Origin of the sequence: Acinetobacter sp. FDAARGOS_515, from assembly GCF_003938865.1 — a bacterium.
GTDB lineage: Bacteria > Pseudomonadota > Gammaproteobacteria > Pseudomonadales > Moraxellaceae > Acinetobacter > Acinetobacter ursingii.
Genome location: NZ_RKIX01000001.1, coordinates 92,603 through 105,826, shown reverse-complemented (window position 1 = coordinate 105,826; position 13,224 = coordinate 92,603). Strand labels below are relative to the sequence as shown.

Genomic DNA, 13,224 nt, shown 5'->3' with positions numbered 1-13,224 from the left:
ACCTGATCCTTTATTACTTCATTAATGCCGGAATAAACATTGCCCAACCTAATTTATTGGTCGCTTTACATTGCATGCTTAGTGTTTTGTACTTTGCAGTCTGGCCAGCGTATAACTGATCGCAGTTAGCAAGTAACTGAGTAAAGTTTCGATTGTGATCAGCTAGAACACGCGGAGCTTCTTCATTATTAATATATTTAGAAGCAAGGCTACCAAGCTGACTTGCGCGGTTATAAACATTTGTATAGCAATTTAGGTGTTTTGCATCAAATGGATCGTTAGAAACCGCAGCACATTTAACGTTTACTAAGCGCAGTTTTTCAAGTTCAGCACGAATAGAGTCTGAGCTAGTATTAGCACTAGCATTAAAAGATGCACATGCTAAAAGGCTAAAACCCAATAAAGACAAAAATCTGTTTTTCATAATATTTCCTTTAATTGCTCTATTAAGGGTATTCAGAATAGTAAGGGCATAAACGCATAACAATACCTTCAAATGTAACGGCTTCAGCTAAAGTCACAACACCATCTCGAGGGTTTCTATCGAGGTTTCTGTTCGCATTATATTCACGACTAGGGCTTTTATATGGTCCACCTAAAACTAGAGCATAAAACCCAGCTATTGTTTTATTATTATAGTCGCTTTTACGTTGTCGTGCTTTTACTGCAAGATATAAATCTAATAATTCGACTTGTTGTTGAGCACTCAGTGTAGTGATTTGCTTAGGGTTTGATTTAATTGAAGCTGGTATTCCTCTCGCTGTTAAATCTGAAGCATTAATATCTGTTATACCAATTTTAGTCCATTGACTTAAACCATATGCACCAGCGTTGTTGTCAATTTTAAGATTAAAACCGGCAGATTCAAAACCAAGAATAGCTGCAACGTCATTAGGGTTATAACCATGTTTTAAAGAAACACGTTTAATACCATCTTTAACCGCACCAAAAGCACCTGGTATACCCCAACCACATTTACGATCTGGAGTACCTTGTCCACCTTTTAAGATTTGTGCATCTGAATAAACTTGCCCGTTTCCACCTTCCTCAAAAAGCTGTTTCATTTCAACTACTGCTACTTCAGGAATAACAGTTGGTTGTTCAGCTTTCGTATAAAGTTCATCTACACGGCCAGAATAGCGTTGAGTTTCTGACGCTGTATAAGCTGCCAAAAGAGCCTCTAAGCGTTCATTTTGTTTATGGATCTCTTTAGTCAAATAGTTTTGTGCATTGATAATGTTTAGCTTTTCAATCAAAAGCCCCATCATCGACATAGTTGCTAATTCATTAAACCATTTAGAGTTGCCATAACGTCCAGTACCAATGTTTTCAATTAATTCTGCTGGCGTAGAATTAAGTGCACCAATATCAAAACCCACATCATCAGCCGTACCACCAAAAATAGTTCTAGGCGGTGCATATTGAGCAACATCATTTGCATAAATGGTACCGCTTGCAGCTGCTTCAGGTGAGATAGTACCGTCAGCAATCATTTGAGCGACTTGCACTTGTGCAGATCCATAAGCATCCATCGAAACATCGCCACTAAATGCAAGTGCTGGAAGCTTTTTGCCTTGTTTTACTGCAATGCCATCTACCGATGAAGAAACGGGGAGGGTGATTCCTGTTGATGATGAATATAAGGCATTCCATTGAGTCCTAATGGTGTTACCCAAGTACGGTGTGTATTTGTTTTCTAATGCTTGTCCTTGTGGCGAGACACTAATCACAACGTCTTGAGGTAAATATGGCGTAGGATCTGTTAACTTATATTCAGAACTACCCACATATGGCGCAGATCCTTTAACGCGTTGCTGAAGTGCAATGGATGGATTTTTAAAAACTTGATCTAAGTTTTTATTCAGCCAAACATCTAGCCCACGTTTTGCCTTTACACCATATTCAATGTGCAAATGCACGGCACATGAACCACAGCCTTTATTTGACATGTGTGCGATGTTTTGACCAGCTTGAATACGTTGACCAGGGTAAGCGTTATATTTTTTTTGATACGATGGATCAGTATGGCGATACATGATTCGATCGCCAGTATCCATCTGCATAATTAGTGGGTTAGTGGTTGATTGGTTGCTTGCACCAGATGAACGTGTGTCATAAGAGACAATAGAACCTGAACCAATTGCTTTAAGTGTAAGGTCATTAGGATTCGCACGACTAATATCAATACCGTTATGACTACCAGCAGCGCCCCCTCGCAAACGAAATTCACCAAAACGACCAGCACTACGGCGCCCATCATTCGGCATGATCGAATATTTATGGAAAATCATTTTTTGAGCGTTGTTAGGAACTTTTGCCGTATTAGCATTTGTAGCGGTTACGTTTTCAGAAATAGGATCGGCGTTAGCGGTATAAATAAAAGCCGAACAAGTCACTAAAATTGCGACTTTAATGCCACAGCTCAAGGGCTTTAATTGAAATGAGGGTTTAAATTTCATAAGTGAATCGCCAGGCTTAAAGGAAGTTCTTAAAATAAATTAACTTCTTATTAAATGTCCCTAATAGCTAAGTGGACGGATTAAGTATATACGATTAAATACTTATTTTATACTTTAAAAAAAGTTTTTAGGTTTTGTTTTAAGATAGTATATACATATAGTGTTAATCTTATTGATAGGTTTAAGAATAAGGTTACATGGTTTTAATATTTTAATTTAATAAAAGTAGTGAGGTATCTAAATATGTTAAATCACGCACACGTTTTAAGCGCTACTTTAGACCAAGCGATTGACCGTGCTTCAATGGGATTAGACTTTTTAATCCAAAACAAAGTACACATGAAGAATGAAAATGCCTTGTTAGCTCACATTGAAATGCTAGAAAACAGAATCAAAGGTATTACAAATCAGTACAACGAATTGGTTGCTGAAGCGAACGCACACATTGATGACGTTACAAGCAAGCACAATGAGCTGGCGAACAAGTACAACAATGTTTGCGCCCAAATGAAAGCAAAAGACATCGAGCTTAATAACAAGCAAATTGAGTTAGAAGAAGAGCGTATCAACAACTTTGACTTACTTGTGCAAAACCGTTCATATAACAATTTGAACCGTGCTTACAGTCATGCAGTTGGTCAGCTAGAGAAAGATCAACAGCAACTTGTTAATATCGGCGTTCGTAGATTTATTTTTAACTCTACAAACAAAAACAACATTCAGAAAATCAACTTTTAATTATGAATATTTTGATAAAAAAAATGGTGCTTATAAAGCACCATTTTTTATTGTCTAGATTTTAAGGTTTACCTTTAAACTTAGACAGAGTTGAACTTAAACCTGAACGCACACGATTAGTCATAGTGCTACGGCCAGAAATATTAGATTTCTTGGTTGCACTAGAACTAGCACCAAAACGTGCATTAGGAGTCGAACCAGTACCATACGTATAGCCAGTACCACTTGCAACATTCACACTACCGAAAGTAGAACCAGTCTTAGATGCTGATGCTTTAGCTACACCACGATTAAACGTAGAAGCTGTTTTTCCGTAAGCATTTGCACCATATAGACCACCACCAGTAGTAGGCGTATTATTTGTACCACTTACACTTGTAGCACCCATACCGAATGTAGATTGACCTTGGCTTGGGGTAGGTGATGTTGGTTTAGCACCAAGACCAGTTCTACCACCCGTACCACCAGTGACACCACTTGGAGTAATACCACCTGTACCACCAGTTGCAGCGCCAAAAGAAGCGGATCTAGCTGGCATGTTTACAGGGCTATATGCAGTCGTACTACCAGTACCGCCTAATGTATTACCACCTGTACCACCATTGCCACCACCACCACCTTTCGGATTATTTGGACCACCCTTACCACCATCAGGACGTCTACCAGGCGGTAAAGGACGGCGAGATGCTGGAGATGGACCAGACAACGTACTTGCAGCGCCACCAAACTTTTGAATAGCTTCTTTTGAGTTTGTTTCACCCCACTGACCGCCATTCAATCCAGAACCAATCCATTGTTGTACTTGGTCAGCAACACTAAATACCAACCCGTAAATCAGGTAGATCGCTGAAGTCATCAAGAATAGATATAAGAAGAACTTCCAGATAAACGTAATCAGCTCAGTAAAGATAACTGTAAACGTATTAGATGAATAAGCGATGCTCATTGCACCTTGGTAGCTAAAGAACATATCAGTAAGCGTAACAAGAGCTGGCCCGATAATAATTTCAGCCATCCAGAAACCAACAATGATAAATATTGGTCGCATGAACAACGTTAATACCGTGACATAACCTTGTGTTTGGCTACCGACAAAAGTACGCTCAGGGATCATGTGCATTAGCGCCCATAAAGGCAAACCACACACAGCGTATAGGATATGGATGATCCAACCTACACAAGCTAGACCAAAGAAGATCATTGGCATATATGGAATAACAACCGCCATCCACACACCAAGAATCGTCAAATACGTTACTAGCTGACCAAGGATAGGAGCAAAGATATTTTCAACGGCATATTCTAAAGCGTTGGTGCCTTCTTCAGTTACGCCCTTAAGCCCTGGTACCCATTGAACAAGAGCAGAACCAGAACGAGCAGTAAGCACGACTAATTTCATGCCGACAACAGTACCTTGAGCCACAGCTTTATAGACTAAGATTGCTTCACCAGTATCTTGAATATTACGGATAACATTCGTATTGCGGTGCAATGTAGTAGGGCTGATATTTGAGCTTGACGAATTATTATTTAATAATTCCGCATCGCCTTTTTCACCGACCAATACACCCATTACCAATGATTTAGTAATGTTTGTTGCCCAAGCAGAACCATATGCCGAAAACTTTTGATCGATGTTGGATACTTTGTTTGAGTCACCACCATCGGTAGACATTGATATTAAGTTGGTAGAGTCGGCAATATCGCCGTTTGCCACCCAATTATTGTTGGATGTAATGCTACCAACAGCATTATCCATTGCAACATAAACGGTGTTATAAATTGCTTCACCTTTTGAGTTGCTCATGATTGCTGAATTCAGTGTAGGAGGGCTGAACGTCCACAAAGGTTCAGTAATATACTTCTCAACAATAGCGCGATATTGACCTACTTTAATACGAGCTTCAGGCGTCATCATCCAACCGCGCTGATTTAGCGTATTAACAACAGTTTGAACCGCAGTATAGCCATTTTCAGAAGTCAGAACATTATTCGTTACGGTATGACTCTTATTCACATAATTATTAACTAGCGCATTGAAAGCATCCATAGCAGCTTTACTAATCGGGAATGTTCCTTCCTGTTCAGTGGCATTAGGGCTTACTTGATATGCGATATACCACTTTTCTAAATCGATAAAGAATTGACGATATAGATTGTTCTTTTCTTGTTGTAACTTAGCTTGAACATTTGCCAAAGCAACGTTGATCTTGTTTTGATCTGATTGGCGAAGTTTATAAACAGGAATGTCCATTAACTCAGCATTAACCGCAGCTGGATTAACAACGTTCATTGAAGCACCGCCACAGATCGGCTCTTTTTTGCCCCCAACTTCTAAACGGCTGTCAGCGTAAGCGAAGTTATAAGTAACAGATGTCCAGTTACTTGCAGTTTTAGCGGTTTTATCAATGTAGTTTTGCTTTTTCTCTACTGCAGTCATGCTAACACCAGGATTAGCATTCGCCCCATAAGCACCATCACTAAAATAGCGCCCGAATGCTGGCGGTAGAGTATAAAACTCTTGGTTTAGAACGTTAATACAATGCAACTGGCGAAGCATAACAGGCGCATTTTTCCTAAATCCAAAGATGTCACGCTGATGATCGTGCGTATCTGACAAACTAGCCGAAGCCATTAAGGATTCGCCTAACGTTCTATTATTAATTGTATTGGATACATTATTTGACCATAGCACCATACCTAGCACGACTACTTGAATGAAACAGTAGCCGGACGCCGTAGGTAAAAGTAAAATAATCGAATATAATATTCGGGAAAACATCGTAGTGACTTTTGAATCTTTCCCGAAAGCTTCACCGTCCTGGGCGCTTTTCAAAAGTGCTGTTAAACCAATACCGATCGCAAAAACCAAAACCAACGACATTGCCACACTAGCTACACCGCCTAATAATATATTAGTGAGTAAACCTGATGATGGTACTGTCGAGGCTGGTCCAGACGCATTGATAAACGCATTGATGAAGTCGTGTCCAAAGATAGATGAGAGAAGAGTAACGGCTTGGTCGCCATCACAATTCGGATTTGTCGATTGACAAAATAAACTCATAGCTAACTCACCGTTTTTCTTAATGCTTCTTATACATCGCTTACTTAAGACGACTAAAAGCAAAGTGTTATAAATTACAAGTTAGACGTTTAACTAAAAGGCTTAATACCTTTTAACCAAAGAATCATTAAAACCATTTTATTACAAATAACAATGGTTTTTAAATTAGCAATAATGTACCACAAAACTGTTATTGGTATATACAGAAAGTTTAAACATGACTTGCTAATTGTTTTAATGATTTAGTTTAAATACAAGAGACTATTATGGATAAAGCAAAGTTTACATCTCACTTAATTTTACTGTCGGAAATTAAGAAATCTGTATCTAAAGATATGGGGAAAGATATAACTGTTTTAGAGTTATCCTACATACTCAACCAAAGCATAAATCCTTTAATGGCAATAACTTATAAAGAAAAACTAGATAAAATAAATACTTTTGAATTAGATCCTATTGAAGTTCTCAAAAAACGGAAGAACCTAAAAATATTAAAAGTATTAAACCTCATGCTTACGTTAAATCTAGACAAAACCATTAAAAAAGACGATATAGAAAGTTACAACGAGTATAAAGACAAGTTTTTAGAGAACATCGCAACAATAGGTTTAGACAGATTAGAGCAAGAAGCGTTAAAGGTACAAATTGAAAATTTATTGAAGTATAATTGGGTATCTTAATACATCTCTTAATTTTAAGATTCTGACTTTAATAAAGGGTTTAAGCCAAATGGAAAACATACAGAACGAAGAAGATATACTTCAAGACGCGACCAGAGCCGTTTTTAATTGTGGCACTAGTTTTAGTGAAGCTAAAGTAGTTTCCCTTACTGACGAGTTTAACCCACAACCTACACTACAAACACAACGAACCAACCTAAAATATATCTACGACAATAAACTACCGAATGAAATTGGACGTCAATTAGCGCAAGAACCAGAATACCAAGAAGAAACACGTTCATTACTTGTTGGTCACTTTAAAGAAATGGCTCTAGAAGATTTAATTGAGCAGCAAGATTACCAAAACCGCTACAAACAAACAGATCCAGAATTGGACCAAGACAATGAATCTGAAAACAATATGGATAATGAATACACATCACGCCCACCAGAGCCTAGACCTTGGTAAGCCTAACCATTAAAAAGAAAATGCCCGAATGATGGGCATTTTTTATATCTACGTAATATCTAGCTTCAAAAGTTCAGATGGATCTATGCGCTGACGGAATGAACATGCGAGTTCTTTTACAATTTGATTTTGATATTGTTTGCGGTCGAATGTGTCAAAAGCTGAAACCTCAATTTCAGGATCAGTGATTGCATTTAGAAGATCCTTGGTAGCATTGAGTGATGCGGTAGGACAAACATAGATAAGGTTAAGCACTGAAGTACGAAGCAAAATATCTAATAAGTGATATTTGGGCGGTTCCAGTTCCTTATCTACATTAGAAAAGTAGTTCACAAGATAAATGTCATTTGATAAATGCAGATTGATATTGTCAATGAGATCTTTGGTAACACCGTGAACCGTACCGGGTTTGTCGGAGACTTTTTTATTTAAGTTAGGCCACCTGACCTAACGGATTAATCTTATCATAGTACATTGCTTCAAACTCAAAAGGCGATACATAACCCAGTGCACTGTGTACACGCTTTTTGTTGAACCAATCTACCCAATTTAATGTCGCAAGTTGTACATCCGCTAAACCTTGCCAATCTGCTTTTAAATATTCAATCACCTCTGTTTTGTATAAGCCATTCACCGTTTCAGCCAAAGCATTATCGTATGAATCACCTGTCGTACCGACTGATGCTCGTAAATTTGCTGCTTCTAAACGATTGGTATAGCGAATAGAAAGATATTGAACACCTCTATCGGAATGATGAATTACATTCTTTGGCATGCCTCGATCGTGCAATGCTTGCTCCAATGCATCGAGCACCATATCTGTATTCATCCGTGTAGATACTTTCCATCCAACAATTGCTCGCGAGAACACATCAATAATAAATGCAGTGTAGACCCAGCCAGAATTGGTTTGAATATACGTAAAGTCACTGACCCATAATTGGTCAGGTCGATCAGCACTAAAATTCCGTTTCACTAAATCATCTGCTCGTTTTTGATCATCTCGGCTGCGGGTAGTTTGTTTGTTCTTACCACGCCAAACACCTTGTATATCTAGCTTCTGCATCAATCGAGCAACTGTACAACGTGCAATAACATAGCCTTCACGTTTCAATTTTTGCCAGACTTTACGTACACCATATCGACCTGAACTTTCTTTCCAAATACGTTTGATTTGTTCTGCATGATGTAAATCATGCTGAGCACGTTTCGCTCGATGTTCTGGGTTATCAACGAGATCTAAAGCCCGATAATAGGTCGAAGCTGCAATCGGTAAAATTCTACAAATCGCTTCAACACCATATCGATCTTTATTGTTATGGATAAAATCCACCATTATTTGTGTGGGCGGTCGAGCTCCGCCTGGGCGAAAAAAGCGGCTGCTTTACGTAGAATTTCATTGGCACGTTTTAATTCTTTAATTTCACGTTCCATTTGCTTCATTTTTTCTTGGTCAGATATCTGTTGTACTTTGGCAGGATTTAGTTGATCCATATGCTTTAAATACCAAACACGCAATGTTTCAGGAGTACAACCAATCTTAGGTGCAATAGCTGTGATTGCTGCCCAAGTAGAAGGATAATCTTTTTCAGATTCAATTAGTAATTGAACCGCTCTTTCTCTAATTTCGGGGGTATAGTTTGGTTTTTTCATCGGAATAGTCTCTCAGAATATTGACCCTCCGACAAACCCGGTACGGTTCACCGTCAAGAATGCCATTCACCTTCAACAAAAGTTCAGGGTTTTCAATGTCTTTAATTTTTTGCGTATCGACACGTTCATTAAATAAGTTGTTTAGATTTCTCAAAAACTTTGGTTGTGGCGCCGTAGTTTCAAAATACATCTGATTTTTAATACGGTTCTTCATGTAAGTTTGGATAATCTTAGCTTCAGAAGAAAGAAACTCAATCTTAAACGTGTCGTATGACACTAGATCAATAAATACTTGCTGGCCAGCACCCGACTTAATATCAAACCAGTTCATAAAAATACTGGCTTTGAGTGATTTCAATTGTTTAAGAATAGCCGTCTTCTCAAAATCATTCATATTGAAGTAGCTACTTGAAAAAGTATCGAGATAAAACTTCCATTTATCTTGCACTATATTCCACGCTTGATTAATAGAAATGATTGGAGCATCTATAATTTCATCTTTGATGAATTTTGACAGCTCATATAATTCATTTAAACGTGCTTGGTAGTTGAAGTCTTGAGTAATCACATTCTTTTCTGATGTTGTGGACTCAGAATCCTCAAGATCCGCACCAACCAATAAATAAGCATCGGTTACTTTTGGTGTTTCCTTATTTGACGGTGCTGGTACTGGAGCACTAGAAAGTTCAGTGGAAAAAGTTTCATCATCTTCCGCTGGCGTATACGGCGGTGTAGTCTCTTCATTAGGAGAACGTGCGTCTGTACGTTCAGCAAAAAAGTAAAACAATTCTTCTTGCGGTGCAACTTTAAACGGCGTCACATTATTATTGATGATTGCTTTTACAATATGGTTTGCCAGTTTAAGCGTGTAGGATAGGGCATGTATATAAAGCTCTAATGTTGCAAAGTTACTGGTATCAACTTCATTAGCACCAAACCAAGATAGGTTACGCAGTTCAAGCCAGCTCGTGAAAGAATCGTGAGAGCTATTAAAACTTAGATCTACGGTCTTGGACAAATAGATAAAAACGCAAAACAAAAACCTATTTTTGTACTCATACTTAAATACATCAGAATCGGTCCAGATCTTATTCTCAATGAGAGCAAGAATGTAATTTAAAAGCTCATGGTGTTTAATCGAATCGATTAAGTTGTCTGGTAATACTTTTAGTTGATTAAGGTGTGGTTTTACAGGTGCATCATTGGATGGTTTAAGGAAGTGGTAGAACAAGTTAAATGTTTGCGTATCATCTATATCAATTACAGGTTCATAATCATCTTCATCTACGTTATTTAGATCCTGTTGAATATCGACTATTTGCCCGGTGTGACCTTCTGAACGGTCAATCTGGCAGATACTAAAAAGAACAGGCAAAACCCCGACAATATTACGGTTGTCAATTGTTTGATAGTGGGTATCAAAAAATATCGTATCAGCTAAAAACGTACCTTTATGATAGTTGAGAAAGAAGAATAGTACGTTATTTAAAGAACGGTGATTTTCACCAGAAGAGGTGTTAGAAGTAGCGTTAAAGTCATCGAAAAAAACTAAATTTGTATCCATTTAAAAATACTTTAAACCACACCCTTAAACTATTACTAATAAGCATATAAGTTTTAAGAGAGGGTTTAAAGTTAATTTTAAATATATTTAATGGAGTTTAAGACATCGGGCTTTGTAAGCGCTCTACATTTGATGAAAGGTCAGAAACATCTTGCTCTAAAGTCATTGCCTGGTCTATCGCACGTTTCATTAAATATTCTTGATTAATTTCTTTAGGCTCTTTACGAGTAGCATTCTTTTGTTCTTCTTCTAATTTGAAACGTTCAAAAGCGAAAATAGAACGAATAATACATAAGCTATCTTCAAGTAGGTCTGAATGCACTTTAGGAAAAATTAGATCAGGATCTAAATCAGATGCGACTTGGTTAAACAGCATAAATTGATCGCGATGTTCGATAAGAAATTCATCATATGTACCGAACTCAGATTCGATCATATCTGGACAATTTGCGAGAGTAGAGACTTTCGTATCTTGTGATAACAGAATTGAATCACCTGATGGCGCAACTAAAGCATGAATAGGTTGTTCTGCAATAGGAGCCAACAACACTACAGTAAATGGGCGTGTTTGGTTTTTCATGGTTAGTCCTAATTAATATAAAAAAAGCTTTGGCCAAAAAGTCTATTTTGAAATTTTGGTAGGTTAATGGAATCGAATAGAAGGTCCGTCTCTTTAGTACACTTCTGATTAATTAGATAAATGATATTTTGAAGAAGTGCAATTAATTTAAATGGACTGTTGTATTCATTGAATATGGGTGCAGCAATGCAAAGAGTCTTTTTTCTATCGGTTGATAATGCCCATGGGTTCACCAGGGTAAATCTCACCTTGGCATTATTATGTTCAATTGGTCGTGCATAAATATCAAGAACATCGGATAAAGTAGATACCTTTAATTCTTTTGAAATGTCAGTAAGAATCTCACTGACTTGAAGCGCTGTTTTATCATGAATATCGCTTATAGTGATGCAAACACCACTATTACTATTCATTAAATTTGCATAAAGAACTTCAATAACCATGGACTCGTCTTTGGATAAATCCTTTAAATTGGCATTGACTAAATCTATGATCCGATCTGATTTTTGTTCAAGTTTAATTTGAAGCAAAAGCGGTTCATTCTTTTTTGAAACAGGGAGTACTTTATAATCGCTAAGATTGTAATTTAACCGCTTCATTTCAGTAATCAGTGTTTCTTTGGCATTATCAAAAAGCTTCTGATCTCTCTTGGTTAAACCAATAACAAAATTTGTGGACATGAGTATATTCATGATCCACAAAGCAGTAGATAAGGATAAAACACTATCCTTAACAACTTCTGAATCTGAATCAGAAAACCCAGATATTTGCTTGATTTTGTCGGTTATCGAAATCATGTGAACCCTTGTTTAATTCGGCATTTTCATCTGAAACTTTGTCAAAAAGATTAGTTTGATTAAGTACGTCTTGGATATTTTTTTGTGGATCATCACTGAGTAAACATTGGAATAGGGCGCTAATTAAAGTAGCAAGTGATGTGCCATAGTCATTGGTACACTTGATTAACTGGCCAGCATCTAAGCAAATTGGTGTTTCATCATCATAAAGCAAGTGTAATTCTGGTGATTCAGCATAAACCAACTTTACATGAGTATCCGTGATGATTAACTCAACTTCTAAGTACTCATTATTTTCTAAAAAATATTTAAAGCGCAACATCAATGCATCATCGCCACGTTCTATATATACAATTTGTCGATCGGTCGTATTGGTATGGGTGACGAATCTATTCTCTTTTGTGATCTGATCAATGTAGTTCAAAAAGATGGTTTTGAGTGACGCACTTAAAATACCTTTGGCAGCGAGTTCACTTTTCAAGTAAGGCAGAAAGTTTTCAAGATTTTCATGCAATGGTTTTTGCATTCGATCATCTCCAATGGGATTAATAAAAGGGCATACACATCAAATGTACAGCGACTCAGTTATGACTATTTCGTTATAACAGTTACTTAAAAGACTGCAGACTGTTTGACTTATAAAACTGATACTTTCGCCACACTTTTAATTCAGAAATATCTAACTTGTTTCTAAATCAATATGGCTTTATTTGATTATAAAGCCACATTGAAAGTTTAAATATTTAAAAATTATTTTTAGTATATACCTAAATCTAAGATTTAAAATGGATCTAACTTTTAACTGGCAAACTTTGTTGCTTTGGTTAAAAGGGTTAAGTCTTCATGGAATTGATTTTTTAAAAACCCATAGTTAAAAACGTAACTAATAAAGGTGAAAAACTCTAATTGGTTCGGTATTTTGTCTTCAAGAATACTGACCTCTAATTGCAATGTTCCTGTTGCACGTTTCTTAGAATGAAACTTAAGACCATCAAATGTTTGACCGTAATAAGTTGATATTTCCAAGAAAACTAAACGGAAAAAATAAGGGAAGATTTGAGAAACAACACGCTCAGGATCATCAATTTGAGTTAAACGTCTACCGTTGTGATATTTAAACTTAATACCATCAGCCATACTTTTTTCTACCAACAGGCGAATATAGGCATGACTACGAGTAATCATGCTTTTAAGTGGCGTTTTTGCTTCATGAATATTTTCGTATTGCATTTAGT

The 13,224-nt window shown here is 37.1% G+C and carries 13 protein-coding genes and 1 other annotated feature; of the genes, 3 read left to right on the top strand and 10 right to left on the bottom strand.

Features of this window, described 5'->3' with window-relative positions:
- Nucleotides 1-13 precede the first annotated feature (13 nt).
- Complete coding sequence (locus EGS47_RS00480) at nt 14-424, bottom strand: hypothetical protein (protein ID WP_005005820.1); 411 nt, start codon at nt 422-424, stop codon at nt 14-16.
- A 22-nt stretch (nt 425-446) separates the two neighbouring features.
- Nucleotides 447-2,459 carry a peptidoglycan DD-metalloendopeptidase family protein gene (locus tag EGS47_RS00475; protein WP_005028664.1) on the bottom strand — a complete coding sequence of 671 codons (2,013 nt, stop codon included), beginning with the start codon at nt 2,457-2,459 and terminating at the stop codon, nt 447-449.
- 243 nt (nt 2,460-2,702) lie between these two features.
- On the opposite strand from EGS47_RS00475, the gene EGS47_RS00470 reads away from it, so the two are divergent.
- The gene (locus tag EGS47_RS00470; RefSeq protein ID WP_098733064.1) at nt 2,703-3,197 is read left to right on the top strand and encodes a hypothetical protein; all 495 of its coding nucleotides are present in this window, start codon (nt 2,703-2,705) and stop codon (nt 3,195-3,197) included.
- 61 nt (nt 3,198-3,258) lie between these two features.
- Here EGS47_RS00470 and EGS47_RS00465 read toward each other — a convergent pair whose 3' ends face one another.
- On the bottom strand, nt 3,259-6,264 hold the full coding sequence (locus tag EGS47_RS00465) for a DotA/TraY family protein (protein WP_125269080.1): 3,006 nt from the start codon (nt 6,262-6,264) through the stop codon (nt 3,259-3,261).
- 266 nt (nt 6,265-6,530) lie between these two features.
- On the opposite strand from EGS47_RS00465, the gene EGS47_RS00460 reads away from it, so the two are divergent.
- Nucleotides 6,531-6,944, top strand: a complete 414-nt coding sequence (locus EGS47_RS00460) for a hypothetical protein (RefSeq protein WP_005028668.1) — start codon at nt 6,531-6,533, stop codon at nt 6,942-6,944.
- 49 nt (nt 6,945-6,993) lie between these two features.
- A complete protein-coding gene (locus EGS47_RS00455; RefSeq protein ID WP_005028669.1) occupies nt 6,994-7,395 on the top strand; it encodes a hypothetical protein in 402 nt (133 codons plus the stop codon).
- Between the two features lie 48 nt (nt 7,396-7,443).
- On the opposite strand, the gene EGS47_RS00450 is transcribed toward EGS47_RS00455, so the two are convergent.
- From EGS47_RS00450 to EGS47_RS00420, 7 genes are all read right to left on the bottom strand, one after another.
- On the bottom strand, nt 7,444-7,728 hold the full coding sequence (locus EGS47_RS00450) for a hypothetical protein (RefSeq protein ID WP_228711777.1): 285 nt from the start codon (nt 7,726-7,728) through the stop codon (nt 7,444-7,446).
- Nucleotides 7,729-7,828: 100 nt separating this feature from the next.
- Nucleotides 7,829-9,048 (bottom strand): IS3 family transposase gene (locus tag EGS47_RS00445; protein ID WP_125269079.1). Its coding sequence is split into 2 segments (ribosomal slippage): nt 7,829-8,772 and nt 8,772-9,048, totalling 1,221 coding nucleotides; the frame shifts between segments, so codons are not numbered across the junction.
- Nucleotides 8,657-8,773 (bottom strand) — a sequence feature (AL1L pseudoknot). (Overlaps the previous gene by 117 nt.)
- Entirely contained in the window at nt 9,017-10,612 is a 1,596-nt protein-coding gene (locus EGS47_RS00440; protein WP_125269078.1) for a hypothetical protein, read from the bottom strand. The genes EGS47_RS00445 and EGS47_RS00440 overlap by 32 nt, the downstream gene beginning before the upstream one ends.
- A 97-nt stretch (nt 10,613-10,709) precedes the next feature.
- Entirely contained in the window at nt 10,710-11,192 is a 483-nt protein-coding gene (locus tag EGS47_RS00435; RefSeq protein WP_005028671.1) for a hypothetical protein, read from the bottom strand.
- An 8-nt stretch (nt 11,193-11,200) separates the two neighbouring features.
- Complete coding sequence (locus EGS47_RS00430; protein WP_077170153.1) at nt 11,201-11,989, bottom strand: hypothetical protein; 789 nt, start codon at nt 11,987-11,989, stop codon at nt 11,201-11,203.
- Nucleotides 11,943-12,515 (bottom strand): hypothetical protein, encoded by a 573-nt coding sequence (locus EGS47_RS00425; protein WP_077170154.1) that lies wholly within the window; start codon nt 12,513-12,515, stop codon nt 11,943-11,945. The genes EGS47_RS00430 and EGS47_RS00425 overlap by 47 nt, the downstream gene beginning before the upstream one ends.
- Before the next feature lie 272 nt (nt 12,516-12,787).
- Nucleotides 12,788-13,219 carry a hypothetical protein gene (locus EGS47_RS00420; RefSeq protein ID WP_005005806.1) on the bottom strand — a complete coding sequence of 144 codons (432 nt, stop codon included), beginning with the start codon at nt 13,217-13,219 and terminating at the stop codon, nt 12,788-12,790.
- Between the last annotated feature and the right edge of the window lie 5 nt (nt 13,220-13,224).

Bases quoted from the DNA above. Each gene is read 5' to 3' on its own strand.
- EGS47_RS00460 (WP_005028668.1), top strand. From the start codon at position 6,531: ATGGATAAAGCAAAGTTTACATCTCACTTAATTTTACTGTCGGAAATT.
- EGS47_RS00420 (WP_005005806.1), bottom strand. From the start codon at position 13,219: ATGCAATACGAAAATATTCATGAAGCAAAAACGCCACTTAAAAGCATG.
- EGS47_RS00455 (WP_005028669.1), top strand. From the start codon at position 6,994: ATGGAAAACATACAGAACGAAGAAGATATACTTCAAGACGCGACCAGA.
- EGS47_RS00435 (WP_005028671.1), bottom strand. From the start codon at position 11,192: ATGAAAAACCAAACACGCCCATTTACTGTAGTGTTGTTGGCTCCTATT.
- EGS47_RS00465 (WP_125269080.1), bottom strand. From the start codon at position 6,264: ATGAGTTTATTTTGTCAATCGACAAATCCGAATTGTGATGGCGACCAA.
- EGS47_RS00470 (WP_098733064.1), top strand. From the start codon at position 2,703: ATGTTAAATCACGCACACGTTTTAAGCGCTACTTTAGACCAAGCGATT.
- EGS47_RS00440 (WP_125269078.1), bottom strand. From the start codon at position 10,612: ATGGATACAAATTTAGTTTTTTTCGATGACTTTAACGCTACTTCTAAC.
- EGS47_RS00475 (WP_005028664.1), bottom strand. From the start codon at position 2,459: ATGAAATTTAAACCCTCATTTCAATTAAAGCCCTTGAGCTGTGGCATT.
- EGS47_RS00425 (WP_077170154.1), bottom strand. From the start codon at position 12,515: ATGCAAAAACCATTGCATGAAAATCTTGAAAACTTTCTGCCTTACTTG.
- EGS47_RS00480 (WP_005005820.1), bottom strand. From the start codon at position 424: ATGAAAAACAGATTTTTGTCTTTATTGGGTTTTAGCCTTTTAGCATGT.
- EGS47_RS00430 (WP_077170153.1), bottom strand. From the start codon at position 11,989: ATGATTTCGATAACCGACAAAATCAAGCAAATATCTGGGTTTTCTGAT.